This window comes from Streptomyces sp. NPDC003011, assembly GCF_053591515.1.
The window spans coordinates 41,954-68,231 of record NZ_JBSFTY010000023.1; the positions used below are offsets into that span (position 1 = coordinate 41,954).

A 26,278-nucleotide genomic window follows, 5' to 3' on the forward strand; every position below is an offset into this window, starting at 1 on the left:
TTAGTCCTCCCCCAGGATCTGCGGCACCTTGAAACGCTGCTGTTCGTGGGCCGGGGCGCCGGAGAGCGCCTGCTCGGGGGTGAGCGACGGACGGACCTCGTCCGCCCGCATGACGTTCGTCAGCGGGAGCGGGTGAGAGGTCGGCGGTACGTCTTGGTCGGCGACCTCGCTGACGCGGGCGACCGCGCCGATGATGTCGTCCAGCTGTACCGCGAAGTGGTCGAGCTCTTCGGGCTTCAGCTCCAGACGCGCCAGTCGGGCGAGGTGGGCGACCTCCTCGCGCGTGATGCCAGGCATGCAGCGATCCTCTGGGGTGAGTGAATGTGGTGTGGGGCCAATCCTATGGGGCGCGGGCCCGTGCCCGTGAAACGGTTTCGCCAGGAGGGCGCGCGCAGGCCCGGGGCCGCACACCGCCCGGGCCCGCCGCGGTCGCCGGCGGCGGTCACGACGGGTGCGAGGGGCCACCCTGCTGACCGGGGCGCGCGGGTGGGCCGGTGGACGGGCGGGTGAGCCGGCGGACAGGTGGGGCTGAGCCGGCGGAAAGCCGGCAGGTGGGGGCAGAGCGTCACTCGGCGGCCGGCAGAGCCGCCCGCGGTCGCTGCCAGCCCCTGGATCCCCGGGCCAGCAGCCACGCCGTCGTCTCCTCCGGCGGCATCGCCGCCGCGACCAGCCAGCCCTGTACGGCGTCACAGCCGAGGTCGCGCAGCCGCTCCCAGGTCTCGTCGTCCTCGACGCCTTCGGCGACCACCAGGAGCCCGAGGGAGTGGGCGAGGTCGACCGTGCAGCGCACGATCTCCGCGTCCTCGGTGTCGATGGCCAGCCTGGCCACGAAGGAACGGTCGATCTTCAGCTCGCTCACCGGGAGCTGCCGCAGGTGCACCAGCGACGAGTAGCCGGTGCCGAAGTCGTCCAGGGACATCTTCACGCCGTGCCCGGTCAGTGCGGCGAGGGTGTCGGCGGCGCGCTGCGGGTCCTCCAGCAGGACGTGTTCCGTTATCTCCAGTTGGAGCGCTCCCGCGGGAACGCCGTGGCGGGCCAGCCGGGCGGCGACGGAGCCCGCGAAACCGGGGGTGTGGACGTCGCGTGGGGAGACGTTGACCGCCACCGGTACGTACAGCCCCTGGGAGCGCCACTCGGCGACCTGCCCGAGGGCGGTGTCCAGGACGTACTCCGTGAGATGGGGCATCAGCCCGGACGACTCGGCGATGGCTATGAACTCGTCCGGCGGCACCTTGCCCCGCTCGGGGTGCACCCAGCGGACCAGGGCTTCGAGTCCGGCGACCTGTCCGTCGAAGCGGACCTTGGGCTGGTAGTGCAGCTGGACCTCGTGCGCGTCCAGCGCCCGGCGCAGATCACCGAGCAGTCCGAGCCGGTCCGGGGTGTTCGAGTCCCGCTTGGACTCGTAGACCTCGACGCCGGTGCGGTCCCGCTTCGCCTGGTACATCGCCACGTCCGCCCGGCGCAGCAGGCCCTCGGCATCGAGGGCGTGGTCGGGGAAGACGGCGACTCCGGCGCTGGCCTCCAGCACGAGGGTGAGGCCGTCGAGGTCGAGCGGGGAGCTGAGGGCGGCCACCAGGCCGCGGGCGACCCGGGTCGCTGAGGTGGTGGAGTCGGCGACGGGCAGTAAGACGGCGAACTCGTCGCCGCCGAGCCGCGCCGCCTCCGCGCCGCGCGGCAGCGCCAGCCGGAGCCGGTCGGCTATCTGCAGCAGCAGGCGGTCACCGGCGAGGTGGCCCAGGGTGTCGTTGACCGACCGGAAGCGGTCGAGGTCGATCAGCATCAGGGCGGAGCGGGCGCCGATGCGCTCGGCGTCGTCCAGGGCCGTCCAGATGCGTTCCAGCAGCCACTGGCGGTTGGGAAGCCCGGTCAGCGGATCGCGCAGCTGCTCCTCGGCCCGGGCCCGGGCTATCCACAGGGTGGAGTCGAGGGCGATGAGGGGGATGGCGAACAGCGGCAGCAGGATGGGCTTGGCGGTGGCGACCACGCAGACCAGGGGCGCGATGCCGAGCAGCGCGACCGCGAGCAGGCCCTGTCTGACCAGGGCCGTGCGGGCGACGGTGGGCAGGCCGCCGGAGCGCGGGGCGTTCAGATACCAGCCGAGGGTGCGGGTGACCGCGAGGTAGGCGACCGCGACCAGCACCACCTCGGGGGCGGTGTAGAGCGTCCAGGTGCTGGACTCCCAGGGGTCCTCGACGGACGGCACCCGGCCGAAGGCGCCGAGCAGCAGGGCCCCGGCGGCGATGCCGAGGATGTCCACCGCGCCGTGCAGCACGCCCTGGCGCCAGCGGTGCCGGCGGGCCACGCCGACCAGCAGGACCACGGTGAGGCTGACCAGGCCGGCGGACAGCCAGCCGTACAGCAGCAGGACGGCGAGGGTGAGGGCGGCGCCGGAGCCGGTGCCGCCCCACCAGCGGGCGCGGCCGAGCGCGACCAGGTGGCCGACGATGACGCCGGTCAGCACGGCCAGGGACCAGCCGACCGTGCCGGCCGGGAAGAGCGCGTGGCCCGCGGTGAAGGCCCGGTAGAAGCCGGCGCCGAGGACGAACCCGGCCGCCGCGACGACCGAGGCGGGCAGCGCGGGCCAGGACAGGTGCCGTTCCGGCTCGCCGCCCGGCACCGCGGACGCGCGTTCGGCGCTGCGGGGGGAGGCGCCGAGGCCGTCGGCCGCGGTGTAGGGTCCGGCCGGGTACTGCCCGGCCGGATGTCCCTCCCCGCCCGGACGCTCCGCCGGCCGCCCGGCCCGCCGGCTCTCCCGCCAGGCGCCGGCCATCCGGCGCAGGCGCAGGCGTGAGTCCGGGGCGGCGCTCTCGCTCGGTTTCATTCCCGTCCCTCTCACAGCCGGCGGTGCCCTCGCCACGCGGCCCGATGCCCGACAACAACCCTCGGCGGCTCCGCGTCGGAAAACCCTTCCCGACGCTCCTGAAGACTCTTCAGGAGCAAAGGGATGCCCCAGCCGCAGCCGGGCACGGCAGGCGCACATCCCAACAGTAGGCCGCAGAAGGCTTCCACGGGCACCGGTCGTCGACGGTTGCCCGAATGCGCCCCGGCCACCCGTATGCATCTGATATGCGCCGATCGGGTGGCCTTCAACCGCTGCTCCTCGCTACTCCTCTGCCGGAAGCGCGACGCCGGCCGCCGCCTCGGGCCCTTGTTCCAGCAGGACGTCGAACCCGTCCTCGTTCAGAACCGGAACCTTCAGCTGCATCGCCTTGTCGTACTTCGATCCTGGATTGTCACCCACGACGACGAAGGACGTCTTCTTGGAAACAGAACCGGTCACTTTCGCGCCACCCCGTTGCAGCGCCTCCTTGGCGCCGTCCCGGGTGAAGCGCTCGAGGGTGCCGGTCACGACGACGGTGAGCCCTTCGAGCGGACGCGGCCCCTGGTCCTCCCCGGAACCCTGGTCCTCCATGCGGACCCCGGCGGCCCGCCATTTGCGGATGATCTCCCGGTGCCAGTCCTCGGCGAACCACTCCTTGACGGCGGCGGCCACGATCGGGCCGACGCCGTCGGTGTTCCTCAGCTCCTCCTCGGTGGCCTCGTCGATCCGCTCGATCGAACGGAACTCACGGGCCAGCGCCTCGGCCGCGACCGGGCCCACATGGCGGATCGACAGCCCGGTCAGCACACGGGCGAGCGGGCGTTCCTTCGCGGCCGCGATGTTCTCCAGCATGGCGAGCGCGTTCTTCTTCGGCTCGCCCTGCTGGTTGGCGAAGACCGTGACGACCTTCTCCTCGCCGGTCTTCGGGTCGCGCTTGGGCAGACCGCTGTCCTGGTCCAGGACGTACGCCTTGATGGGCAGCAACTGCTCGATGGTGAGGTCGAACAGGTCGCCCTCGTCCCGCAGCGGCGACTCGGCGGGCTCCAGCGGCTGGGTGAGGGCGGTGGCGGCGACGTAGCCGAAGTGCTCGATGTCCAGCGACTTGCGCCCGGCGAGATAGAACAGGCGTTCCCGCAACTGGGCGGGGCAGCCGCGGGCGTTCGGGCAGCGCAGGTCGACGTCGCCCTCCTTCATCGGCCGCAGCGCCGTCCCGCACTCGGGGCACTCGCCCGGCATGACGAACGCGCGCTCGCTGCCGTCACGCAGGTCGACGACCGGGCCGAGGATCTCCGGGATGACGTCCCCGGCCTTGCGCAGCACCACGGTGTCGCCGATCAGGACGCCCTTGGCCTTGACCACGTCCTGGTTGTGCAGGGTGGCGAACTCGACCTCCGAGCCGGCCACCGTGACCGGCTCGACCTGGGCGTACGGCGTGACGCGGCCCGTACGGCCCACGCCCACGCGGATGTTGATGAGCTTGGTGTTCACCTCCTCGGGCGCGTACTTGTACGCGATCGCCCAGCGGGGCGCGCGGGAGGTGGAGCCGAGCCGTCCCTGGAGCGGGATCTCGTCGAGCTTGACGACCACGCCGTCGATCTCGTGCTCCACGGAGTGGCGGTTCTCGCCGTGGTAGGCGATGAACTCCCGTACGCCGTCCAGGTCGTCGACCACCCTGTTGTGCCGGGAGGTCGGCAGGCCCCAGGTCTTCAGCAGGTCGTACGCCTCGGAGAGGCGGGTCATGCCGTCGAAGCCCTCCAGGGCGCCGATGCCGTGGACGACCATGTGCAGCGGCAGGGTCGCCGTGACCTTGGGGTCCTTCTGGCGCAGGGAACCGGAGGCGGAGTTGCGGGGGTTGGCGTACGGCTTCTCGCCGGCCGCCACCCGGCGGGCGTTGAGGTCCTGGAAGGCCTCCATCGGGAAGTAGACCTCACCCCGGATCTCGACGAGCCGCGGGACCTGGTCGCCCTTCAGCCGGTGCGGGATCTCCGCGATCGTCATCACGTTGGGCGTGATGTCCTCGCCGGTCCGTCCGGTGCCCCGGGTGGCGGCGCGGGTGAGCCTGCCGTCCTCGTACGTCAGGTTCACCGCGAGACCGTCGACCTTGAGCTCGCACAGCAGGTGGTAGCCGGGCGTGCCGACGTCCTTCGCCACGCGGTCGGCCCAGGCGGCCAACCCCGCGTCGTCGAAGACGTTGTCGAGGGAGAGCATGCGCTCGCGGTGCTCGACCTCCGCGAGGTCGGTCTCGTACTCGACGGCGACCTTCTGGGTCGGCGAGTCGGGCGTCCGCAGCTCCGGGTGCTCCTCCTCCAGCGCCTCCAGGGTGCGCAGGAGCTGGTCGAACTCCGCGTCGCTGACGACGGGAGCGTCCTTCACGTAGTACCGGAAGCGGTGCTCCTCGATCTGCTCAGCGAGCTGCGCGTGCTGCTGCCGCGCCTGTGCGGGCACCGTCGTCTCCGCTTGCTTGTCGCCGGCCACCGTGTTGTCCTCCCGTTACTCTGGGTTGTCCGCGAGGGATCTCGCCGCCCTGGCGCAGTGGGCGAGTGCCTCGCGTGCGTACGCCGGGGAAGCCCCCGCGAGTCCGCACGACGGCGTGACCGTGACCGTCTCCGCGAGAAGCCCCGGATGCAGCCCCAGCCTGCGCCACAGCGTCCTGACACCCATGACGCTACCGGCAGGGTCTGACAACGCGCCGTCCGTGCCCGGCACGACACCGGCGAACAGCCGGGTGCCGCTCTCCACCGCTTCCCCGATCACGTCGTCGTCACGTTCGGTGAGGAGCGAGAAGTCGAAGGAGACCGCCGCCGCACCCGCCCGGCGCAGCAGGGCGAACGGGACGTCAGGCGCGCAGGAGTGGACCACGACCGGGCCGTCGCCGTGCACCCCGACGACGTCCCGGAGCGTGGCCTCGACGAGCTGCCGGTCGAAGGCGCGGTGGGTGCGGTAGCCACTGGCGGTCCGCACCTCGCCGCGCAGGACGGCGATGAGGGACGGCTCGTCGAGCTGGAGGACGACCTGGGCGCCGGGTACGCGCCGCTGGACCTCTCCGAGGTGCAGCCGCAGGCCTTCGGCGAGCGAGGCGGCGAGGTCGCGGCAGGCGCCGGCGTCGGAGAGGACGGCCTCGCCGTTCCTCAGCTCCAGCCCGGCGGCCAGCGTCCAGGGCCCGACGGCCTGCACCTTGAGCGGGCCCTCGTACCCCTGGGTGAACTCCTCCAGCGCGTCGAGGTCCTCGCCGAGCCAGGAACGGGCCCGCCGGGTGTCCCGTCCCGGGCGGTCGCCGAGCCGCCAGCCGCTGGGCTCCACGCGCGCGTACAGCTCGACGAGCATTCCGGCGGTCCGGCCGATCATGTCCGCGCCGGGGCCGCGGGCGGGGAGTTCGGGCAGGAACGGGAAGTCCTCGAAGGAACCGGTGGCGGTCCTGGCGGCCTCCCGGGCGTCACCGCCGGGCAGGGAGCCGACGCCGGTGGCAGGGCCGAAACTGAAGTGTGCGTTCACCCTTGAAGCCTACGTACTCCGGTTCCTCGCCCCCGCCGCCCTCCCGTCCCATCCCTGGGGGCCGCGCCCCCAGCCCTGCTTCGGCCCTGAGGGGGCCTCGTCCTCACACGCCGGACGGGCTGAACACAGCCCCTCCGGCGTTCGAGGAGCGGGGTCCGGGGCGGAGCCCCCCTCGCCGTCCTCACGCTCCCGGTCGTACCGTCAGGTCGTTGATCTCCGCGTCCTTCGGGAGGTCCAGCGCGAGCAGGATGGTCGTCGCGACCGACTCCGGGTCGATCCACCGGGACGGGTCGTACTCCTTGCCCTCCTGCTGATGCACCTTGGCCTGCATCGGGCTCGCGGTACGCCCGGGGTAGACCGTGGTGACCCGGACCCCGTTGCCGTGCTCCTCCTCGCGCAGCGAGTCGGCGAGCGCCTTCAGACCGTGCTTGGACGCGGCGTACGCGGACCACTCGGCGCTCGCCCGCAGCCCGGCGCCCGAGTTCACGAACACCACGTGGCCGCGGGCGGCCCGCAGCGGGGGCAGGAAGTGGCGGGTCAGCTCGGCGGGCGCGACGAGGTTGACGTTGAGCTGGTGGCGCCAGGACTTCGGGGTCAGCTCGCCGACCGGGCCGAGGTCGACCACGCCCGCGATGTGCAGCAGGGAGTCCACCCGGTCCGGCAGCGCCTGGTGGGAGAAGGCCCAGGAGAGCTTGTCGGGGTCAGCCAGGTCGCCCACCAGCGTCTTCGCGCCGGGGTACGCCGCCGCCAGTTCCTTCGCGCGGCCCGCGTCGCGCGCGTGCAGCACGAGGTCGTCCCCGCGCGCGTGCAGACGGCGGGCGACGGCCGCGCCGATGCCGGAACCGGCTCCGGTGATCACATGTGTAGCCATGCCCGCCATGCTCGCATCACCCCCGCCCGGCGCACCGCCGGCGTCACGCGATGCCCTGGCTCTCCTCCAGATAGGCCAGCGCCCCCACCGGCTCCTCCGCGAAGAACACCAGGTCGGTCAGGGGCCGGGGCAGGAACCCCTCGTCCTCCATGCGGCGGAACTGTTCCTTGAGGCCGTCGTAGAAACCCGCGGTGTTGAGGAGGACCACCGGCTTGTCGGTGTGCCCGTGCTTCTTCAGCTCCAGGATCTCGGTTGCCTCGTCGAGGGTTCCGGTGCCGCCCACCATGATCACCACGGCGTCGGCGTTCTCCAGGAGCAGCCTCTTGCGCTCGGCGAGATCCTTCGCGATGACCATCTCGTCGGCACCCGGACGCGTCTTGGCCGCCAGGAAGTCCACGGAGACCCCGCAGAGCCGGCCGCCCGCCTCCTGCACTCCGTCGGCGACCACTTTCATCAGTCCGACGTCGGAGCCGCCCCAGACCAGGGTGTGGCCGCCCTTGCCGATCAGTTCGGCGAACTCGCGCGCGGGGCGCGTGTACCGCTCGTCGAGGTCGGCGGCGGAAAGGAAGACGCAGATTCGCATGGAGTCACGGTACGCGGGAAGAACCGGGGGCCCGCGAGTGCTGTCCCGGTATGGCCGAAGGACACACGATCACCATCGAGCAGGGCACGCGGCGGGTACGGGTCGTCCATGGCGACCAGGTGCTGGCGGAGAGCGAACGGCCCCTCCTCCTGCGGGAGACGGGCTGTCCGGTGCGGTACTACCTCCCGCCCGAGGACGTACGGCTCGACCTGCTGACCCCCTCCGAGACGCACACGTACTGCCCTTTCAAGGGCACCGCCTCCTACTGGTCGCTGCCGGACGCGGCGGACCTGGTGTGGGCGTATCCCGACCCGAAGCCCGAGGTCGCCGCCGTCAAGGGCCACCTCTGCTTCTACGAAGTGGAGGAGATGGAGGAAGGGGAAGGAGCGGAACCCGAGTAGCCGCGCAGCGCCGAGCAGAGGCACACGGAAGTGTTGTGACCGATTAATCCGGTGTCGTGGGGCAGTCTTCACAGTCATGGACAAGAAGACCCTTTCGCGCGACGGCACACCCCTCGCGTACGAACGCACCGGACAGGGACCGGCGGTCGTCCTGGTGAGCGGTGCGATGTCGACGGGTGGCACGGTGCGGCCGCTCGCCGCCGCCCTCTCGGACCGCTTCGACGTCGTCGTGTACGACCGCCGGGGCCGTGGCGACAGCGGCGACACGGCCCCGTACGCGGTCGACCGCGAGGTCGAGGACCTGGCCGCGCTGATCGAGGTGGCGGGCGGCGAGGCGGCGCTCTACGGCGTCTCGTCGGGCGGCGCGCTGGCCCTGCACGCGGCGGCGAGCGGGCTGCCGGTGCGCCGGGTGGCCGTGTACGAGGTGCCGTACGCCATGGACGACAGCGCGGTCGAGGAGCGGGCCGAGTACACCCGACGGCTGACCGAGGCGCTCGCGCGGGACCGGCGCGGGGACGCGGTCGAGCTGTTCCTGAGGCTCACCGGCCTGGCCGAGGAGATGATCCGCGGCGCCCGTCAGTCCCCCATGTGGCCCGCCATGGAAGCCATCGCGCCGAGCCTCGCCCACGACGACGCCGTGCTGGGCGGCGGCCGGGTCCCCCGGGACCTGCTCGCGTCGGTCACCGTCCCCGTCCTGTCCGTCGCGGGCGGCGCGAGCCCCGGATGGCTGCGCGAGGCGGCGCAGGCGGTCGCGGAGGCGGCACCCGAGGGCGCGTACCGGACGCTGGAGGGGCAGACCCACATGGTCGATCCCCAGGCGCTGGCACCGGTCTTGGCGGAGTTCTTCACAGGGTGACCCGCGCGGGGTGACCCGCCGGCACGCGCGCGTGCCGTCGGCTCAGGAGACGGGGGCCGTCGCCCGCGTGGTCGACGCGATCGTCGCCGAGCCGACCACGCGGGTGCCGTCGTACAGGACGATCGCCTGGCCGGGGGCCACGCCGCGGACCGGCTCGGTGAACGTCACCTCCAGGGTGCCGTCGACGAGCCCGGCGGTGACCTCCGTCTCGCCGCCGTGGGCACGCAGTTGGGCCGTGTAGGTGCCGGGGCCGGACGGGGCGGCCCCGCACCAGCGCGGCTTGACCGCCGTCAGCCCCGTCACGTCGAGGGCGTCGGCCGGGCCCACCGTCACCGTGTTGTCCACCGGGGAGATGTCCAGGACGTAGCGCGGCTTGCCGTCGGGGGCCGGGGTGCCGATCCGCAGGCCCTTGCGCTGGCCGATGGTGAAGCCGTACGCGCCCTCGTGCGTGCCGAGCCTGGCTCCCGACTCGTCGACGATGTCGCCCTCCGCCTTGCCGAGGCGGGCGGCGAGGAAGCCCTGGGTGTCGCCGTCGGCGATGAAGCAGATGTCGTGCGAGTCGGGCTTCTTCGCGACGGCGAGGCCGCGGCGCTCGGCCTCCGCGCGGATCTCGTCCTTGGTGGTGACCGTGTCGCCGAGCGGGAACATCGCGTGGGCGAGCTGCCGGTCGTCCAGGACACCGAGGACGTACGACTGGTCCTTCGCCATGTCGGAGGCGCGGTGCAGTTCGCGGGTGCCGTCGTCGCGCACGATCACCTGGGCGTAGTGGCCGGTGCAGACCGCGTCGAAGCCGAGCGCGAGCGCCTTGTCGAGCAGCGCGGCGAACTTGATCTTCTCGTTGCAGCGCAGGCAGGGGTTCGGGGTGCGGCCGGCCTCGTACTCGGCGACGAAGTCCTCGACGACGTCCTCGCGGAAGCGGTCGGCGAGGTCCCACACGTAGAACGGGATGCCGATGACGTCGGCGGCGCGGCGGGCGTCGCGGGAGTCCTCGATGGTGCAGCAGCCACGCGCGCCCGTGCGGAACGACTGCGGGTTCGCCGAGAGGGCGAGGTGGACGCCGGTCACGTCGTGCCCCGCCTCGGCCGCGCGGGCGGCGGCGACGGCGGAGTCGACTCCGCCCGACATGGCGGCGAGGACACGAAGAGGACGGGTGGGCTGCGTGGTGTCAGTCATAACCCTTCAAGAGTAAGGGCGCTCGGGAACCGGAGCCCACGAGTATCCGTTCACGATCACATGGGGCCGACACGAGCAGGCAAGAACAGGGCCGCCGGTGCGGACACGGACCGGCGCATCGGCCGGCGTGCCCTGCTGATCGGGGGCACGGCGGCCGCGGTGGGCACGGCCGTGCTGGCCCGTGACGAGCTGGCGCGGCTGTGGTGGCGCGCGCCCGGCGTGCAGAAGCCGCGCACGGAGGGCGAGGTCGACTACACCGGCGCGCGCTGGGTGGCCGCGTCCGACGCGAACTGGCGGCGCGCGGACCGGCCGGACGACTTCGGGATAGACCTGGTGATCGTCCATGTCACCCAGGGCAGCTTCGACAGCGCGGTGAAGGTGTTCCAGGACCCGGGGCACGGCGCCGCCGCGCACTACATCGTCGGCAAGGACGGCCACATCGCCCAGATGATCCGCGAGCTGGACGTGGCGTACCACGCGGGCAACCGCGACTACAACGAACGCAGTGTCGGCATCGAGCACGAGGGCTTCGTGGACCGCCCGCAGGACCTCACGGACGCCATGTACGCGTCCTCGGCCCGCCTCGCGGCCCGGATATGCGCGCGCTACGACATCCCGGTCGACCGCGAGCACATCATCGGCCATGTGGAGGTGCCCGGGACGGACCACACCGACCCGGGCCCGCACTGGGACTGGGACCGGTACCTGCGGCTGGTGCGGGAGGCGCGGACCGCCCCGGCACCGCGCCGGACCGCCCCGGCGTAGCGCGGACCGCCCCGGAGGTGCGCCGGCGCGCTGCTACGTCAGGCCCGCCGCCCGCGCCCGTTCCACCGCCGGTCCGATCGCCTTGGCGACCGCCTCGACGTCGGCCTCGGTGGAGGTGTGGCCGAGGGAGAAGCGCAGGGTGCCGCGGGCCAGGTCGGGGTCGGTGCCGGTGGCGAGGAGGACATGACTGGGCTGGGCGACGCCCGCGGTGCAGGCGGACCCGGTGGAGCACTCGATGCCCTGTGCGTCGAGGAGGAGCAGCAGGGAGTCGCCCTCGCAGCCCGGGAAGGTGAAGTGCGCGTTGGCCGGGAGGCGGTCCACGGGGTCGCCGCCCAGGATCGCGTCGGGGACCGCCGTACGGACCGCCTCGACCAGGCTGTCGCGCAGGGCGCCGATCTCCCGGGCGAACCACGCGCGCTGCTCGGCGGCGAGCCGGCCGGCCACCGCGAAGGACGCGACGGCGGGCACGTCGAGGGTGCCGGAGCGGACGTGCCGCTCCTGGCCACCGCCGTGCAGGACGGGTACGGGGGTCTGCTCGCGGCCCAGGACCAGCGCGCCGATGCCGTACGGACCGCCGATCTTGTGGCCCGACACCGTCATCGCGGCGAGGCCGGAGGCGGCGAAGTCGACGGGGACCTGACCGACGGCCTGGACGGCGTCGGCGTGCAGGGGGACGCCGAACTCGGCCGCCGTCGACGCGAGTTCGCGGATCGGCAGGACCGTGCCGATCTCGTTGTTCGCCCACATGACGGTGGCGAGGGCCACGTCGTCGGGGTCGCGGGCGATGGCCTCGCGCAGCGCGTCGGGGTGGACCCGGCCGTGCCGGTCCACCGGGAGGTACTCGATCGTGGCGCCCTCGTGTTCGCCGAGCCAGTGGACGGCGTCCAGGACGGCGTGGTGCTCGACGGGGCTGGCGAGGACCCGGGTGCGGGCCGGGTCGGTGTCGCGGCGGGACCAGTACAGGCCCTTGACGGCGAGGTTGTCCGCCTCGGTGCCGCCGGAGGTGAACACGATCTCGCTGGGGCGGGCGCCGAGCGCCTCCGCGAGGGTCTCCCGGGCCTCCTCGACGGTGCGCCGCGCGCGGCGGCCGGACGCGTGCAGGGAGGAGGCGTTGCCGGTGATGCCCAGGTGCGCGGTGAGTGCCTCGACTGCCTCGGGGAGCATCGGGGTGGTCGCGGCGTGGTCGAGGTATGCCATGGTGGCCCCGATTCTACGGGGCCCCGGTGAGCGGCCTCGGGCCACGGTCGGCCTGAGCCGTTCAGGCCCGGTCAGCGCGGCGCTCTCTCTCAGAGGCTCCAGGACACCGTGTTGTCCATCTGCATGAAGGCCACCAGGACCACGAGGTCGGCGACCCCGAGGCCCAGGCCCAGGTACGCGCGGCCCCTGCGGTTCGTGCCGCGCCAGAGGGCCGCGCCCGCCAGGGCGATGGCGATCGGGCCGAGGAAGACGTTGAGGACCAGCAGACCGAGGAGGCCGAGGACGAAGGACGCGACGGCCATGCCGTCGGCGTCGCGGAAGCCGGTGCGGCGGGTGGTGGCCGGTGCGGTGAGGTGCATGACGGGTCAGCTCCTTGAGGTCGGGCCGGCCGGATCCACGGCCGGGTCGGGCTTCGGGGCGGCCGGGTCAGGGCGTGGACGTGCCACGACGGCGGCCGTGGCGCTCGCGGACCGCGAAGACGCCGAGCCAGGCGGCGATGACGACGGCGGCGACCAGGGTGAAGCTCAGCGGCGCGTGGGCGACGGTGCCCATGACCACGCCGAGCAGCAGGAGCGCGGCGACGAGGAACAGCATGGTGGGGATCCCCCTCCGTTACGGTTCGGTGAACGGTTGTAGTTACAGTTGTTCACTGACTTCCCAGTCTAGCGCGCGGCACGGCTTTTCAATTCCGGAGAACAGTTGTTAACTGCATGGCATGAGTCACACGCTCGGCATCCGGCAGGCCCAGAAACAGAAGACCCGGCAGGCTCTCCTGGACGCGGCGCTCGCACTGTTGGAGGACCAGAGCCTGAGCAGTCTCGGCCTGCGCGAGGTCACGCGCGCCGTCGGCGTCGCCCCGACCGCCTTCTACCGGCACTTCCGCTCCACCGCGGATCTCGGCGTGGCCCTGGTCGAGGAGGCACTGGGCAGCCTGCACCCGATGATCCGGACGACGGTGTCCACGGCCGGCGACGGCGAGCAGCGCATCACGCGCGCCGTCGAGCTCATCGCCGGCCATGTGGACGCGTACCCCGCACACGTCCGCTTCATCGCCCGGGAGCGGCACGGCGGAGTCCAGCCGGTCCGGGAGGCGATACACGACCAACTGGCCCGGTTCGGCCGGGAGGTGAGGGACGAGCTGGCCAAGGACCCCGAGTCCGCCGGCTGGAACGACGACGACCTGCTGATGCTCGCCACCCTCTACGTCGACCAGATGCTGATCACCGCCTCGCTGTTCCTGGAGACGCTGGAGGCCTCGGAGGAGGAGCGGAAGCGCGTCACGCACGCGGCGGAACGCCGGCTGCGGCTCATCAGCATCGGCCGCCGCCACTGGCGGGACTGACCGGCGCGGGCCGACGCGGCGGCGCGAGTCCGGCTCGCCGACCGGCTGCCGGCGCACGGTCACGCCGCGCCGGTGCCGGTGCCGTCGCCGTCGCCGTCGGGGAGTCCAGCCGCAGGAACTGCCGAGTCGGTCACGGCGCACGCGGACGGTGACAGTGACAGTGACGGTGACGTCGTGCGTCCGCCGGGGCGTTCCTCGCCCCGGCGGCTTACGGACTCGGCCCGACGGTGGCCGAGTCCGGGAAGGGGCCGGCGTCTACCGGAGGCCGGCGGCCCGGCGGGGGCGGGAGCCCTTCACAGCCTGACCCGGGCCAGTTGCCGCGACTGCGCGACCAGCCGGTCCGCGCTGTCCCACACCTCGGCGTCCTCCTCCAGGAAGCCGCCGGCCAGGTTGCGCGTGGTGATCGACACCCGCAGCGGGCCCGGCGCCGGCCGGGAGCGGACGTGGACCGTCAGCTCGACCGTGGGCACCCAGCCGGAGAGGCCGATCTCGAACGCGGTCGGCGGCAGCGCGTCGACCGCCAGCAGCAGCGCGAGAGGGTCGGCGTCACGGCCGTCGGCGAGCCCGAACCAGGCCCGCATCTCCCCCTTGCCGGACGGCGCCCCGAGCGCCCAGCCCAGGGTGGACGGGTCGAGCTTGAGCAGCAGCCGGTCGGCGATGGCGGAGCCGCCGGGCACCGGCGCCGGGCTGTCCTCGGGGCCGAAACACTGCTCCATGGGCGGGATCGCGGGCGGCCGGGCCGTCGTGCGCACGTCGTCGGGGAGGGCGTCCAGGTCGCCGTAGGAGGCGAGGACCCGGATGCGTTCGACCTCGCGGCCCTCGTCGTCGTACTGGAAGAGCGAGGCCTGGCCGGTCGACAGGGTGCGGCCGGTGCGCACGACGTCCGTGCGCACCACCGCCGGGCCCGGCCGGGACGCGGTCAGGTAGTGCGCCGAGATGGTGAACGGGTCGGCGTGCGGCAGGGCGTCCGCGAGGGCGCGGCCCAGCACGGCCAGCAGATAGCCGCCGTTGACGGCGTTGATGATCGTCCAGCCGGCGGAGAGGTCGATGTCGTAGACCCCGGGTTCGCGGCGGTTCAGCGCGGTGTCACGGTCGAACTCGCTGTCGCCGATGACGGCGCGCGCGGTAGCTGCTTCTGGCATGCCTGCACGGTACAACAGGCAATTACTAAGCGGTAGCTTTGATTGTGACGGGCGCATGACGTCGCTCGGCGGGACGGACGGCCGCCGAGGTTCCGGCGGGTGTTCCGGGCGGCCGGGGACGACGTGCGGGTCACCCGGCGCGCCGCTACTCCTCCCGGACCGTCGACCGCCGGTTCCACGCGCGCGGCGCCCGCCAGTGGAACCGCATCGCGAGCAGCCGCAGCACGAAGGCGGTGACGACCGCGAGGGCGCTGGTGAGCGGGGTGAGGGCGTCGTAGCGGATGCACAGCGCGACCATCGTCGCGCCGACCATCGCCGGGACCGCGTACAGGTCGCGGTCCCAGCGCAGCAGCGAGGGCACCTCGTTGGCGAGGACGTCCCGCAGCACACCGCCGCCGACCGCGGTGGCCAGGCCCAGGGCCGCCGATGGGGTGAGGCCGAGCCCGTACTCGTACGCCTTCGTCGTGCCGGCGACGCAGAACAGGCCGAGGCCGGCCGCGTCGAAGACGTTCACCGCGACCTGGATGCGTTCCACCTGCGGATGCAGGAAGAAGACGAGGAGGGCGGCGAGCAGCGGGGTGAGGAAGTAGCCGAGGTCCGTGAAGGCGGCGGGCGGCACGGCCCCGATGATCAGGTCGCGCAACAGCCCTCCGCCCAGCGCGGTGACTTCGGCGAGGACGGCCATGCCGAAGACGTCGAAGTTCTTGCGGACGGCCAGCAGCGCGCCGGAGATGGCGAACACGAAGATGCCGACGAGGTCGAGCGTGTGCTGGACGGAGGGGCTGAAGAGTTGCTGGAGCACCCTGCCATTCTTACCCGCGAACGAGCCCCCGCCTTACAAAGCAAGGCGGGGGCTCAGGCAGAGTTACTTCTCTTTGGTGGAGGACTCGTGTCCCTCGGCCTCCGGCGTCCCGTCCGACGCCACCTCCGGAGTCCCGTCCGGCGCCACGTCCGGCACCACCTCCGCCGCCGCCGCTTCCGGCGCCATCTCCGCCGCCAGCGCCGCCGACGTCTCCGCCGACTCCTCCAGCACCGCCTCCGGCACCAGCTCCACCGCCTCCCTGGCGTCGGAGAGCAGGACCGTGTCCTGCGGGGCCTGGTCCTCGAAGTTCTCCGGGTGGTGGCAGGCGACCCGCTGGCCGGGCTTCAGCTCGACCAGCTGCGGCTCCTTGGTCCGGCAGATCTCCGTGGCCTTCCAGCACCGGGTGTGGAAGCGGCAGCCGCTCGGCGGCGAGATCGGCGAGGGCACGTCGCCCTTGAGCAGGATCCGCTCGCTCTTGGCCGACTTGCGCCGCGGGTCCGGGATCGGCACCGCCGACATCAGCGCCTTGGTGTACGGGTGCATCGGCGCCTTGTACAGCGAGTCGCGGTCGGCCAGCTCGACGATCTTGCCGAGGTACATCACCGCGATCCGGTCCGAGACGTGCCGGACGACCGATAGGTCGTGCGCGATGATCACGTACGTCAGGCCGAGCTCCTGCTGGAGGTCGTCCAGCAGGTTCACCACCTGCGCCTGGATCGACACGTCCAGCGCGGAGACCGGCTCGTCCGCCACCACCAGCTTCGGGTTGAGCGCGAGCGCGCGGGCGATGCCGATGCGCTGGCGCTGACCGCCGGAGAACTCGTGCGGATAGCGGTTGTAATGCTCGGGGTTGAGCCCGACCACCGACAGCAGCCGCTGCACCTCCTTCTTGACGCCGCCCTCGGGCGAGACGCCCTGGAGCCTGAAGGGGGCGCCGACGATGGTGCCGATGGTGTGGCGCGGGTTCAGCGAGGAGTAGGGGTCCTGGAAGATCATCTGCACGTCGCGGCGCATCGGGCGCATCTGGGCCACGTTGAGGTGCGTGATGTCCCGGCCCTGGAACTCGACCGTGCCGGCGGTCGGCTCCAGCAGCCGGGTGATCAGCCGGCCCATCGTCGACTTGCCGCAGCCCGACTCGCCGACCACGCCGAGGGTCTCGCCGGACCTGACCTCGAAGTCGATGCCGTCGACCGCGTGCACCGCGCCGACCTGCCGCTGGAGCAGGCCCTTGCGGATCGGGAAGTGTTTCTGCAGACCGGTGACCTTCAGCAGCACCTCGCCGTCGGCACGACGGGGCCCTTCGCTCTGTGCGGGGATGGTCTCCGCCTTCTCATCGCTCACAGCTTCGGCGCAATCTCTTCGATCCAGATACGCTCCCGCTGCTCCTGCGTCATGTGACAGGCGGCCCAGTGCCGGCCGCCGACCTCGGTCAGCTCGGGACGGACCGTGCGGGTGACGTTGTCCTTGGGGATGTCGGCGTACGGGCAGCGCGGGTTGAAGGCGCAGCCGTCCGGGATGTTGATCAGCGAGGGCGGCGAGCCCTGGATCGGGATGAGGCGCTCGGTCTCCTCGCGGTCGAGCCGCGGCATCGAGCCGAGCAGACCCCAGGTGTAGGGATGGCGGGGTTCGGAGAACACCGCGTCGGCCGGTCCGCGCTCCACACACCGACCGCCGTACATGACCAGCAGTTCGTCGGCCATCTCGGCGACGACACCGAGATCGTGCGTGATCATGATGACCGCGGAGCCGAACTCCTTCTGCAGATCCCGGATCAGGTCCAGGATCTGCGCCTGCACGGTGACGTCCAGGGCGGTGGTCGGCTCATCCGCGATGAGCAGTTCGGGATTGTTCACCAGCGACATCGCGATCATCGCGCGCTGGCGCATACCGCCGGAGAACTCGTGCGGATAGCTGTCCACGCGCTTGTGGGGCTCCGGGATGCCGACGCGGTCCAGCATCTCGACGGCGCGCTGCTTGGCCACCTTCTTGTGGACCTTGTGATGGACCCGGTAGGCCTCCACGATCTGCTGGCCGACCGTGTAGTACGGGTGCATCGCCGACAGCGGATCCTGGAAGATCATGGCCATCTTGCGGCCGCGCAGCCGCCGTACCTCGTCCGGGTGGGCGCCGATCAGTTCCTGCCCGTCCAGCCACACCTCGCCGGAGACCTTGGCGTTGGCCGAGCGGTGCAGGCCCATGACGCCGAGCGAGGTGACGGACTTGCCGGAACCGGACTCGCCGACGATGCCCAGGGTGCTGCCCCGCCGTACGTCGAAGCTGACGCCGTCCACGGACTTGACCAGTCCGTCGTCCGTCGTGAAGTGGATGCGCAGATCACGGACGGACAGGAACGCGTCGTCCGCGTCGGACGGGGCGACGGTGGCCGGTTCGCCGAGCGCGGCTTTGTCGGGCTTGCTCACGAGTACCTCACCCGGGGGTCGATGGCTGCGTACACCAGGTCGACGACGAGATTGCAGAAGACGATGAAGAAGGCGGCGACCAGGGTCACGCCCATCACGATGGGCAGGTCGTTGTCCTTGATGGACTGGACGGCGTAGGCGCCGATGCCCTGCAGGGAGAAGACCGTCTCGGTGAGCACCGCGGAACCGATGAGGGTGCCGAAGTCCATGCCGAAGATGGTGACGATCGGGGTCAGCGCGGAGCGCAGCCCGTGCTTGGCCACCACCGTGCTCTCCCTGAGGCCCTTGGCCCGGGCCGTGCGGATGTAGTCCTCGTTCATCGTCTCCAGCATGCCCGCCCGGGTGAGCCTGGCGTACAGCGCGGAGAACAGGAAGGCGAGGCTGATCCAGGGCAACAGCAGGTGCCAGGCCCAGTCCGCCGGGTTCTGGGTGAACGGGATGTAGTCGATGCTGTCCCAGATGGGGATCTCGTACACGAACAGGGCGTTGAGCACCTGGCCGGTGAAGAAGATGGGGAGCGAGACGCCGGCGAGCGCGATGAACATCGAGATGCGGTCGATCGGGCTGCCCTTGCGGAGGGCGGAGACGACGCCGGTGGTGACACCGAAGATCAGCCAGACCACCGCGGCACCGATGGCCAGCGAGAACGAGACCGGGATCCGCTGTTCCAGCTGGGGCCACACCTCCACGTGGCTCTTGAAGGAGTACCCGAAGCAGGGGGCGTCGCAGTGGGTGGCGTCGGGCCCGAACTTGTAGTCGGCGCCCACCACCAGGCCCTTGATGTAGTCCATGAACTGGACGGCGAGGGGCTGGTCGAGGCCCAGGTTCTTCTTGATCGCGGCGACGGACTCGGGGTTGGCGTCCTTGCCCACGTACTGCGTTGCGAGCTGGTCGGCTGTCTGGCCGCCCAGCCTGGGGACCAGGAAGAAGATCGCGAAGGTGACTGCGCTGACCACCAGCAGCAACAGCACCGCGCCCATGACGCGTCGGAGGATGTACGCAGCCACAGCTGTACGGCTCCGGGTGGCCGTGACGGAGCGTGTCCGCCACGGCCACCCGGTGCCTTCACCTGCCTTTCAGGGAATCAGGCCTGCTGTTACTTCGAGGAACTCATCAGCAGGTAGTCGTACATGCCGAGATACGCCTGCGTGACCGTCACGTTGGTCGCCGACTTCGGCCTGAGCAGCAGGTTCTTGCGGTAGAAGAGCGGCACGACGGACGCGTTGTCCAGCACCATCTTGTCGATGTCACCCCAGGCCTTGGTGCGGGCCGCGTCGTCGGTGTTGGCGATCGCGTCCGTCAGGGCCTTGTTGATCTTCGGGTCGTTCAGCTCCATCAGGTTGTTGCCGCCCGAGGGCTTGATGGCGGCACCGTTGATGATCTGGTCGAGGAAGCCGAAACCGGTCGGCCAGTCGGCACCCCAGGCCATCGACAGCATGCCGAGCTTGTTGTCGTGCACGTAGCTCGGGACACCGGCGAAGTTGGAGAAGTACTTGCCCGAAGGGAACTGCTTGATCTCGACGTTGACGCCGATGCCCTTGAGGGACTCCTGGACGGCCGTGGCGGCCGCCACCTCGGCGGGACGGTCGGAGCGAGCGGTCAGGATCGTGTCGAAGCCGTTCGGCTTGCCGCACGCCTTCAGCTCTGCCTTGGCCTTGGCCACGTCACCCTTGTGACCCTCGGTCGCGTAGGTGTCGAACTTGGTGTAGCCGTTGACCGACGGCGGCAGCAGCGTGGTCGCCACGTCGCCCTTGGGCGTGCCGCCCACCGCGTCGAGCACGGACTGCTTGTTCAGACCCCACTGCACGGCCTTGCGGCAGTGCGCGTTGTCGAACGGCTTCACGTTGACGTTCAGCGCGATGTACTGCGTGGCGCCGGCGTACGAGTTGTCCGTCTGCTTCACGTTGTTGCCGGTCAGCACCTTGGGCTGGGTCTGGGGCTGCACACCGGTGCCGGCCGCGTCGGCCGTGATCTTGTCAGCCAGCAGGTCGTTGTCGACCGTGACCGGGTTGACCTTGAACTTGATCGTGACCTTGTCCGGCAGCGCCTTGCGGATCGGGTCGGTCTTCGCGTCCCACTGCGGGTTGCGCACCAGGGTGGCGCTGCGGCCCTCCTCGTACGACTGGAACTGGTAGGGACCCGAGGACACCATGTGCTGCACGTACTTCGCGCCGTCGTCCTTGGCCTTCGGCACCGGCGCCGTCTGCGAGTACGTCGCCAGGTAGTCGAAGTCGGCGAACGGCTGCTTCAGCTTGAAGACGATCGTCCGGTCGTCCGGCGTCTGGATGGACTTGATGCCGTCGGCCGACTTGTCCTTGTAGGGACCCTTGTACGCGTCGCCGCCCTCCAGGTACGCCTTGAAGTACGTGGGCCCGTTGGACAGGGCCTCGGGCGCGAAGTTGGAGCGCTCGATCGCGTACTTGACGTCCTTGGACGTGATGGGCGTGCCGTCCTGGAACTTGACGCCCGCGCGCAGCTTGTACGTCCAGGTCTTGGCGTCGGCGCTCGGCTTGCCCAGGGACTCCGCGAGGTCCGGGACGACCGTGAGGCCTTCCTTGCCGGCCGCCGGCTTGAACGTGGTGAGCGTACGCGCGTAGAGCCGGGAGAAGTTCTGCACCCAGCCGTAGTACGTGTTGCCCGGGTCCAGCGAGTCCGGCACGTCGGAGTGTTCCAGGCTGAGTGTCCCTCCCTTCTTGCTCGACGCGTTGACGATGGAGGTGAGCGCCGCGTCCTTCGCGCCGTTGCCTCCGTTGTCGTTGTCGTTGTCCCCGCCGCCACCACATGCGGCAGCACCCAGCGAGAGTGCCAGGACCGACGCCACAGCGGCGGTCACCCTTCTCGTCTTCACCTGAGGAAATCCCCCTCTATCGATGGATCACTTGCTGCGAGGATCGAGGGCGTCACGCAGCCCGTCACCCAGCAGGTTGAAGGCCAGGACGGTGATGAAAATCGCCAGTCCGGGCACGAACATGTACTGAGGATCCGCGGTGTAGAGATCCACAGCGTTGCTGAGCATGCCTCCCCAGGAGGCCTGGGGCGGCGCGATGCCGACTCCGAGGAAGCTCAGCGCGGCCTCGAAAAGGATGTTCGTCGGGATGATCAGCGTCGAGTAGACGAGGATCGGCGCGACGAGGTTGGGGAGCAACTCCCGGAACAGGACGTACGGTCCGCGCGCGCCCAGGCTCTTGGCGGCCTCGATGAACTCCCGTTGCCGCAGGGTCATCGTCTGCGCGCGCACGATGCGGCCGATGTACGGCCAGCTGAAGAAGCCGATCACGAAGATCAACACGCAGATGCGCAGCGGGAGTCCGGTGAGTCCGAAGAAGCCGTCCTGGACCGACGCGGAGATGGAGATGGCGAACAGCAGCAGCGGGAAGGCCAGGAACGTGTCCATCATCTTGCTGATGAGGGAGTCGATCCACCCTCCGTAGTAGCCGGCCACGATGCCGAGCACGGTGCCGATCACCACCGAGAGGACGGTGGCACCCCCGGCGACCAGCAGGGACACCCACGACCCGTCGATGATGCGGGCGAGCATGTCACGGCCGTACTGGGGATCGACGCCGAGCGGGTGGTCCCAACTCATGCCGCCCCAGCCGCCCTTGGGGGCGAGCAGGGCCGGATCGATCAAGTCCTGGTGGAACTTGTTGGGGTCGAGGTCGAACACCCACTGGATCGGCTTCGAGAACACCGCCATCAGAACGAGCAGGGCGACGACCACGCCGCCCGCCATCGCCACCTTGTCGCGCTTGAAGCGCGTCCAGGCGATCTGACTGAGCGAACGCCCTTCGATCTGGCTCTTCTTGACTCCGGCGAGAACGGCCTCGGGCTGCGCTCCGGCCTCCGCCCCGGTGGTCTCGATCGGTGCGGTCACAGTGAGATTGACCCCTCTCGGGTCGACGATCGCCGACCCCCCTGGCTGCCGCTGTAGCGGTTGCTTCTCCTCGCACACGGGACCGACCGGCCCGCGTCTCACGGGAGTCTTCAACGCTTTGGCGATCAGTCGCCAGACTTGGCGGTGAAAGGATGCGTAACCGTGATGCTGCTTGGGGGGTTCCGTTATCCGGACGAGGGGTAACGCGGGCCGGACGTGGGCTAGTTGGGGCAAACGGGACAGGTGATGCTTTATCACCTCGGTCTACGCGCGAAGAAGTGGGCGGGCCACTGCGGCGGACGCCCCGGCCACCGCTCTCCGCGGCGGGCCGGCCGGTGCCGTCGACGGGGTCAGTAGCCGCTGCGGGCCGGCGGGTACCCGTAACCCGCCGCAGGCCCCTGAGCCGGGGCGGCGTGGGCCTCGCGGTCGTAGAACGGGCGGGCGCCGGCCCGCATCCACAGGGCGACCGGGTCGTACTCGTCGGACATCGCCACGGTCGACACCGGCAGTCCGTCCGGCACCGCGCCGATGGACTGCTGCATCATCGCGCGCACCGAGTCGACGGCCGGCGGGCTGGTGTCGTACACGTCGAGCCCGATCGCGAGATACGGCGCCCCGAGCGCGGGCTGCACCCAGGCGCGGCGCAGGGCGCGGACGGCCGGGGTGCGGTGGGCGTTCTGCGCGAGCAGGGCGTAGAACTGCGGGATCTCGATGGCGGGTTCGGACAGCCGCAGGGGACCGGCGGGCTGGCGTTCCAGGCCGGTGGCGATCCGGCGCAGGTCGAGCCAGGGGATGCCGACGCCGCCGCCCGGGGCGTGCGGGTTGAGCCAGAGGCCGTAGTGGTCGGGGTAGAGGGTGCGGGCCACGTCGAGACCGTCGACCACTTCGTACGATCTGTTCCAGCCGCTGGCCGACAACTCCTGGGCGGAGGTGACGCAGGGGGCGTAGCCGTACCCGTCGACCTGCATGTTCCCGTACTGGGCGTCGGGGGAGCCGGCCTGGCCGTGCCACAGCAGCATCCAGATCTGGCCGGAGGACGGGGTCGCGAGCGCGCGCAGGAGTGCCTCGTAGGCGTCGTAACGCCCGGGCGTCACCTGGCGCAGCATGTGCTCGACCTGCCCGGTCGCGATGCCGCTGGCGCTCACCTGTACCGCCCCTTCGAGAGTCTGCCCCGCAGTATGGAACCAGCTTAAGTGGAGGTGCCCCCGACACAGCCCAGCAGCGCGGGGCCTCTCGTCGCCGACGGGTGCGGGCGGTGCGGCCGGCCGCGCGGTTCCCGGCGTCCCCGGGGTGGGCCGCCCCCGGCGGGATTCCTAGTGGTCCCCCGTGTGGAAGGGCCGGACCGTCTCCCTCATCCAGTGGCCCACCGGGTCGTCCGCCACGTCCAGAAGGACCAGGTTGACGGGCCACGGGGCCGGGGCCCGGGTGAGGGCCCGGGACAGGGCCTCCATGGGGAGCGCCCGTATGTCTCCCTCACACTGGGACAGTTCCACGCCCACGAACATCACCGGGTCGGCCGTCTCGATGGCGGCGAGGCAGCGGCGGGCCGTGCGGACCACGCCGGTCGCGGCGAACTCGGAGGAGGCCGCGGCCAGGAAGTCCACCGGGTCGTCCTGCCAGTCGGGCTCGTACAGCTTGACCCGGCCGCCGCTCGCGGGGCCGTCCAGCGGGGTGCGGCCCGCCCGGCACAGGCCGGCGACGGCCGCCGGCGGGAGCGGGACGCCGACCGTGCCGTCCGGGTTCACGGCGAGGCCGACCTGGGGCGGCAGTCCGCGCGCGAACTCGACGGCGGGGGCGATGGTGTACGCCATGTGCGAGCCGGCGACCTGCCGGAACTGTTCCTCGGAGCTGAACACCGGCACATAGGCCTGGCCCTCGATCTCCAGGGTGGGCAGGTCGAGCGGGCCGCTGTGCGGACCGCCGCCGTTGGGCAGCGGAACCCAGACGAAGCTGCGGCCCAGCACCTCGATGATCCGCCCGCCCGCCCCGGGGATGCCGAGGGAGGCGGAGAGCACTTCCTCCAGTTCGTTGCCGGGCCATCCGCCGTGCGGGTGGGGGTGCGCCTGTGCCGGGAAGCCCGGGAAGTCAGCGGGGAGATCCGCCGGGAAGTCCATCTGCCTGCCTACCGCCTGCCGAGTACCGCTTGCTGTGGCTGAAAAGGCTAACGGGTACGGAGCACACCGTGGAGGTGTCAGCCGGTGAAGCCGATCCGGAGCAGCACGTTCGCCGCGTCCCGGTCGATCAGCACCGCCGAACCGCAGCCCGGCGGCAGGTCGCCCTGCTCGACCGCGCTGATCAGGCGGGACGCGGCGCTCCGGTGGCGCAGGAACGCGTACCGCGAGACGCCCCGGCCGCGCTCCCGCTGGCCCTCCAGAGCGAGACCGGGGGTGACGTCGAGCAGCAGCAGGCGCAGAGTGCCGCCCCGGCGGCGGGCCTCCCGGGCCAGCCAGCGGCGCACCCAGGCCTGCGTACCGCAGTCGTGCACCACGACACCCTCGCCGGAGCGCAGCGCGCGGCGCAGGCCGGCGTAGTGCGCGGCGCGGACGAGCGGGCGGTAGAGCGCGTACGGCACAGAACGCGGCATCCGCGCGTCCCAGCGGTCGCGGGTGTCCTGGGAGTCGATGCGGGTGCCCTTGACGGTGCGCCGCATCAGCGTGGACTTGCCGCTGCCGGGCAGGCCGGTGATCACGACGAGGTCCTTGGGGCCGAAGAGCAGCGCGTGCGGGCTCTGGCCGCCCCGCTCGCGGAGGTCGCGGACGACGGGTGCGCCGATCGGGTGGCAGGCCTCCGTGGCCGGAGCCGTCGGCTGCCCGGGCAGCGCGAGGGCCGAGGTGGTGGCGTACGCCGTGGTCCTGTTCACCGTGATCGTCCTCCCCTGGGGTGGTCACGCGTCCCATCCCCGTCGAGTGTAAAGAGAAGGTAATGCGCGGTGTCTCGTGTTTTCGTGCACGTCCTGCCACAAGCCGGTCACAATATGTGGCCTGCCGCCGTCGGCCGATGCGTGCAATGATGTCGGCGCCAACTGCATACCGGCCGTTTGAATCCGCGCGGGAGAGTTCCGGGCCGTACCTCTGGGGTACGAGTGCCCGGGCGCCGAAGGAGCAAGTCCCTCCCTTGAATCTCTCAGGCCCCGTACCGCGCGGGCGAGGCACATCTGAAAAGCGGGCCGCTGCGACAGCGGCTCCACCCACGGTGCAAGTCACGACCACCGTTTCGCGGGGTCGTGACGAACCTCTCAGGTTCCGATGACAGATGGGGAGGAACGACCTCGCCGTCATGCCCTGGGAGACCGACCGATGAGCAGTACCGCATCCCCCGACAAGCGCCGTACCGCGCTCGACGCCCTGCATCGTTCGCTGGGCGCGACGATGACCGACTTCGCCGGCTGGGACATGCCGCTGCGCTACGGCTCCGAGCGCGACGAGCACCTCGCCGTACGCACGAGGGCCGGGCTCTTCGACCTCTCGCACATGGGCGAGATCACGGTGACCGGCCCGCAGGCCGCCGCGCTCCTCGACTACGCGCTGGTCGGCGACATCGGGGGCGTCAAGGCCGGCCGGGCCCGCTACACCATGATCTGCCGGGCCGACGGCGGCATCCTGGACGACCTGATCGTCTACCGGCTGGCCGACACCGAGGCCGGGTCCGCCCGGTACATGGTCGTCGCCAACGCCTCCAACGCCCAAGTGGTCCTGGACGCGCTGACCGAGCGTGCGGCGGGCTTCGACGCGCAGGTCCGTGACGACCGGGACGCCTACGCCCTGATCGCCGTGCAGGGCCCCGAGTCGCCGGGCGTCCTGAAGTCCCTCACCGACGCCGGCCTCGACGGCCTGAAGTACTACGCCGGGCTGGCCGGCACCGTCGCCGGTGTCCCCGCCCTGATCGCCCGCACCGGCTACACCGGCGAGGACGGCTTCGAGCTGTTCGTGCGGCCGGAGCACGCCGTGGAGCTGTGGCAGGCGCTGACGAAGGCCGGCGAGGGCGTCGGCCTGGTCCCGTGCGGACTGTCCTGCCGGGACACGCTGCGCCTGGAGGCGGGCATGCCGCTGTACGGGCACGAGCTGTCGACCTCCCTCACCCCCTTCGACGCCGGGCTCGGCCGGGTGGTGAAGTTCGGGAAGGAGGGCGACTTCGTGGGGCGCGAGGCGCTCGCCGAGGCCGCTTCCCGCGCCGAGAGCAGCCCCCCGCGCGTCCTCGTCGGCCTGGTCGCCGAGGGGCGTCGCGTCCCGCGCGCCGGGTACGCGGTCGTGGCCGGCGGCGAGGTGATCGGCGAGGTCACCTCCGGTGCCCCCTCCCCCACCCTCGGCAGGCCGATCGCGATGGCGTACGTCGATCCCGCGCACGCGGCGCCGGGCACCACGGGTGTCGGCGTGGACATCCGGGGCAGTCACGAGCCGTACGAGGTCGTGGCGCTGCCGTTCTACAAGCGTCAGAAGTAGCCACCGGGCCGGGTCCCCGTGTGTGACCCCGCGCACATGTGTGCTGCTCACGCACGTTTCCAGCAGTCCCCCCTTCCTCAGCACTCCCCCGCGTACAGGA

The 26,278-nt window shown here is 71.3% G+C and carries 25 protein-coding genes and 2 riboswitches; of the genes, 5 read left to right on the forward strand and 20 right to left on the reverse strand.

Translation table 11 applies throughout. The annotated features are described in order from the left end of the window. The 6 genes from gatC to ACWD0J_RS14365 form a co-directional block, all read right to left on the reverse strand. Complete coding sequence (gene gatC / locus ACWD0J_RS14340) at positions 1-297, reverse strand: Asp-tRNA(Asn)/Glu-tRNA(Gln) amidotransferase subunit GatC (RefSeq protein ID WP_451496092.1); 297 nt, start codon at positions 295-297, stop codon at positions 1-3. A gap of 268 nt (positions 298-565) precedes the next feature. After that, positions 566-2,821 (reverse strand): putative bifunctional diguanylate cyclase/phosphodiesterase, encoded by a 2,256-nt coding sequence (locus ACWD0J_RS14345; RefSeq protein ID WP_451496093.1) that lies wholly within the window; start codon positions 2,819-2,821, stop codon positions 566-568. A 282-nt stretch (positions 2,822-3,103) separates the two neighbouring features. Further along, positions 3,104-5,296, reverse strand: coding sequence for an NAD-dependent DNA ligase LigA (gene ligA, locus ACWD0J_RS14350; RefSeq protein WP_451496094.1), 2,193 nt, complete (start codon positions 5,294-5,296; stop codon positions 3,104-3,106). Between the two features lie 15 nt (positions 5,297-5,311). Continuing rightward, positions 5,312-6,313: a methionine synthase gene (locus tag ACWD0J_RS14355; protein ID WP_451496095.1), complete on the reverse strand. Its 1,002-nt coding sequence runs from the start codon at positions 6,311-6,313 to the stop codon at positions 5,312-5,314. Between the two features lie 181 nt (positions 6,314-6,494). Further along, positions 6,495-7,193, reverse strand: coding sequence for an SDR family oxidoreductase (locus ACWD0J_RS14360; protein WP_451496096.1), 699 nt, complete (start codon positions 7,191-7,193; stop codon positions 6,495-6,497). A gap of 34 nt (positions 7,194-7,227) precedes the next feature. After that, positions 7,228-7,767 (reverse strand): LOG family protein, encoded by a 540-nt coding sequence (locus ACWD0J_RS14365; RefSeq protein ID WP_451496097.1) that lies wholly within the window; start codon positions 7,765-7,767, stop codon positions 7,228-7,230. A gap of 50 nt (positions 7,768-7,817) precedes the next feature. Between ACWD0J_RS14365 and ACWD0J_RS14370 the strand changes: the two genes are divergently transcribed. Both ACWD0J_RS14370 and ACWD0J_RS14375 read left to right on the forward strand, forming a co-directional pair. Next, positions 7,818-8,168, forward strand: a complete 351-nt coding sequence (locus ACWD0J_RS14370) for a DUF427 domain-containing protein (RefSeq protein WP_451496098.1) — start codon at positions 7,818-7,820, stop codon at positions 8,166-8,168. 76 nt (positions 8,169-8,244) lie between these two features. Beyond that, a complete protein-coding gene (locus ACWD0J_RS14375) occupies positions 8,245-9,024 on the forward strand; it encodes an alpha/beta fold hydrolase (protein ID WP_451496099.1) in 780 nt (259 codons plus the stop codon). A 42-nt stretch (positions 9,025-9,066) separates the two neighbouring features. On the opposite strand, the gene mnmA is transcribed toward ACWD0J_RS14375, so the two are convergent. Next, on the reverse strand, positions 9,067-10,197 hold the full coding sequence (gene mnmA, locus ACWD0J_RS14380) for a tRNA 2-thiouridine(34) synthase MnmA (RefSeq protein ID WP_451496100.1): 1,131 nt from the start codon (positions 10,195-10,197) through the stop codon (positions 9,067-9,069). Positions 10,198-10,257: 60 nt separating this feature from the next. On the opposite strand from mnmA, the gene ACWD0J_RS14385 reads away from it, so the two are divergent. Then, the gene (locus tag ACWD0J_RS14385; RefSeq protein WP_451496101.1) at positions 10,258-10,962 is read left to right on the forward strand and encodes an N-acetylmuramoyl-L-alanine amidase; all 705 of its coding nucleotides are present in this window, start codon (positions 10,258-10,260) and stop codon (positions 10,960-10,962) included. Positions 10,963-10,995: 33 nt separating this feature from the next. Here the strand turns inward: ACWD0J_RS14385 and ACWD0J_RS14390 are convergent, their stop codons facing one another. The 3 genes from ACWD0J_RS14390 to ACWD0J_RS14400 form a co-directional block, all read right to left on the reverse strand. Beyond that, positions 10,996-12,159, reverse strand: a complete 1,164-nt coding sequence (locus ACWD0J_RS14390; RefSeq protein WP_451496102.1) for a cysteine desulfurase family protein — start codon at positions 12,157-12,159, stop codon at positions 10,996-10,998. A gap of 89 nt (positions 12,160-12,248) precedes the next feature. Beyond that, on the reverse strand, positions 12,249-12,518 hold the full coding sequence (locus ACWD0J_RS14395) for a DUF4190 domain-containing protein (RefSeq protein WP_451496103.1): 270 nt from the start codon (positions 12,516-12,518) through the stop codon (positions 12,249-12,251). 67 nt (positions 12,519-12,585) lie between these two features. Continuing rightward, positions 12,586-12,753, reverse strand: a complete 168-nt coding sequence (locus ACWD0J_RS14400; RefSeq protein WP_451496104.1) for a hypothetical protein — start codon at positions 12,751-12,753, stop codon at positions 12,586-12,588. 121 nt (positions 12,754-12,874) lie between these two features. Between ACWD0J_RS14400 and ACWD0J_RS14405 the strand changes: the two genes are divergently transcribed. Then, positions 12,875-13,501, forward strand: coding sequence for a TetR family transcriptional regulator (locus ACWD0J_RS14405; protein ID WP_451496105.1), 627 nt, complete (start codon positions 12,875-12,877; stop codon positions 13,499-13,501). Positions 13,502-13,794: 293 nt separating this feature from the next. Here ACWD0J_RS14405 and ACWD0J_RS14410 read toward each other — a convergent pair whose 3' ends face one another. The 10 genes from ACWD0J_RS14410 to ACWD0J_RS14455 form a co-directional block, all read right to left on the reverse strand. Beyond that, positions 13,795-14,643, reverse strand: a complete 849-nt coding sequence (locus ACWD0J_RS14410; RefSeq protein ID WP_451496106.1) for a thioesterase family protein — start codon at positions 14,641-14,643, stop codon at positions 13,795-13,797. A gap of 145 nt (positions 14,644-14,788) precedes the next feature. Then, positions 14,789-15,445, reverse strand: a complete 657-nt coding sequence (locus tag ACWD0J_RS14415) for a trimeric intracellular cation channel family protein (protein ID WP_451496107.1) — start codon at positions 15,443-15,445, stop codon at positions 14,789-14,791. Between the two features lie 63 nt (positions 15,446-15,508). Then, positions 15,509-16,786 carry an ABC transporter ATP-binding protein gene (locus ACWD0J_RS14420; RefSeq protein WP_451496108.1) on the reverse strand — a complete coding sequence of 426 codons (1,278 nt, stop codon included), beginning with the start codon at positions 16,784-16,786 and terminating at the stop codon, positions 15,509-15,511. Further along, a complete protein-coding gene (locus tag ACWD0J_RS14425; RefSeq protein ID WP_451496109.1) occupies positions 16,783-17,865 on the reverse strand; it encodes an ABC transporter ATP-binding protein in 1,083 nt (360 codons plus the stop codon). Before ACWD0J_RS14425 ends, ACWD0J_RS14420 begins: the two co-directional genes overlap by 4 nt. Then, positions 17,862-18,872 carry an ABC transporter permease gene (locus tag ACWD0J_RS14430; RefSeq protein ID WP_451496110.1) on the reverse strand — a complete coding sequence of 337 codons (1,011 nt, stop codon included), beginning with the start codon at positions 18,870-18,872 and terminating at the stop codon, positions 17,862-17,864. The genes ACWD0J_RS14425 and ACWD0J_RS14430 overlap by 4 nt, the downstream gene beginning before the upstream one ends. 89 nt (positions 18,873-18,961) lie before the next feature. Further along, entirely contained in the window at positions 18,962-20,698 is a 1,737-nt protein-coding gene (locus ACWD0J_RS14435; RefSeq protein ID WP_451496111.1) for an ABC transporter substrate-binding protein, read from the reverse strand. 42 nt (positions 20,699-20,740) lie between these two features. Next, a complete protein-coding gene (locus ACWD0J_RS14440) occupies positions 20,741-21,739 on the reverse strand; it encodes an ABC transporter permease (RefSeq protein WP_451496112.1) in 999 nt (332 codons plus the stop codon). A 350-nt stretch (positions 21,740-22,089) separates the two neighbouring features. After that, a complete protein-coding gene (locus tag ACWD0J_RS14445; RefSeq protein ID WP_451496113.1) occupies positions 22,090-22,884 on the reverse strand; it encodes an enhanced serine sensitivity protein SseB C-terminal domain-containing protein in 795 nt (264 codons plus the stop codon). A gap of 168 nt (positions 22,885-23,052) precedes the next feature. Continuing rightward, entirely contained in the window at positions 23,053-23,853 is an 801-nt protein-coding gene (locus ACWD0J_RS14450) for an enhanced serine sensitivity protein SseB (protein ID WP_451496114.1), read from the reverse strand. 77 nt (positions 23,854-23,930) lie between these two features. Beyond that, entirely contained in the window at positions 23,931-24,599 is a 669-nt protein-coding gene (locus tag ACWD0J_RS14455) for an AAA family ATPase (protein WP_451496115.1), read from the reverse strand. Between the two features lie 178 nt (positions 24,600-24,777). After that, positions 24,778-24,887: riboswitch (glycine riboswitch) on the forward strand. Further along, a riboswitch (glycine riboswitch) is annotated at positions 24,888-25,001 on the forward strand. A 34-nt stretch (positions 25,002-25,035) separates the two neighbouring features. Between ACWD0J_RS14455 and gcvT the strand changes: the two genes are divergently transcribed. Then, positions 25,036-26,178: a glycine cleavage system aminomethyltransferase GcvT gene (gene gcvT, locus ACWD0J_RS14460; RefSeq protein ID WP_451496116.1), complete on the forward strand. Its 1,143-nt coding sequence runs from the start codon at positions 25,036-25,038 to the stop codon at positions 26,176-26,178. Positions 26,179-26,278: the final 100 nt, after the last annotated feature.

What these genes read in the sequence shown, in the direction of transcription:
- ACWD0J_RS14345 (WP_451496093.1), bottom strand. Translation starts at nt 2,821, where the DNA reads ATGAAACCGAGCGAGAGCGCCGCCCCGGACTCACGCCTGCGCCTGCGC.
- ACWD0J_RS14390 (WP_451496102.1), bottom strand. Translation starts at nt 12,159, where the DNA reads ATGGCATACCTCGACCACGCCGCGACCACCCCGATGCTCCCCGAGGCA.
- ACWD0J_RS14360 (WP_451496096.1), bottom strand. Translation starts at nt 7,193, where the DNA reads ATGGCGGGCATGGCTACACATGTGATCACCGGAGCCGGTTCCGGCATC.
- ACWD0J_RS14375 (WP_451496099.1), top strand. Translation starts at nt 8,245, where the DNA reads ATGGACAAGAAGACCCTTTCGCGCGACGGCACACCCCTCGCGTACGAA.
- gcvT (WP_451496116.1), top strand. Translation starts at nt 25,036, where the DNA reads ATGAGCAGTACCGCATCCCCCGACAAGCGCCGTACCGCGCTCGACGCC.
- gatC (WP_451496092.1), bottom strand. Translation starts at nt 297, where the DNA reads ATGCCTGGCATCACGCGCGAGGAGGTCGCCCACCTCGCCCGACTGGCG.
- ACWD0J_RS14370 (WP_451496098.1), top strand. Translation starts at nt 7,818, where the DNA reads ATGGCCGAAGGACACACGATCACCATCGAGCAGGGCACGCGGCGGGTA.
- ACWD0J_RS14400 (WP_451496104.1), bottom strand. Translation starts at nt 12,753, where the DNA reads ATGCTGTTCCTCGTCGCCGCGCTCCTGCTGCTCGGCGTGGTCATGGGC.
- ACWD0J_RS14385 (WP_451496101.1), top strand. Translation starts at nt 10,258, where the DNA reads ATGGGGCCGACACGAGCAGGCAAGAACAGGGCCGCCGGTGCGGACACG.
- mnmA (WP_451496100.1), bottom strand. Translation starts at nt 10,197, where the DNA reads ATGACTGACACCACGCAGCCCACCCGTCCTCTTCGTGTCCTCGCCGCC.
- ACWD0J_RS14450 (WP_451496114.1), bottom strand. Translation starts at nt 23,853, where the DNA reads ATGGACTTCCCGGCGGATCTCCCCGCTGACTTCCCGGGCTTCCCGGCA.
- ACWD0J_RS14365 (WP_451496097.1), bottom strand. Translation starts at nt 7,767, where the DNA reads ATGCGAATCTGCGTCTTCCTTTCCGCCGCCGACCTCGACGAGCGGTAC.
- ACWD0J_RS14405 (WP_451496105.1), top strand. Translation starts at nt 12,875, where the DNA reads ATGAGTCACACGCTCGGCATCCGGCAGGCCCAGAAACAGAAGACCCGG.
- ACWD0J_RS14395 (WP_451496103.1), bottom strand. Translation starts at nt 12,518, where the DNA reads ATGCACCTCACCGCACCGGCCACCACCCGCCGCACCGGCTTCCGCGAC.
- ACWD0J_RS14410 (WP_451496106.1), bottom strand. Translation starts at nt 14,643, where the DNA reads ATGCCAGAAGCAGCTACCGCGCGCGCCGTCATCGGCGACAGCGAGTTC.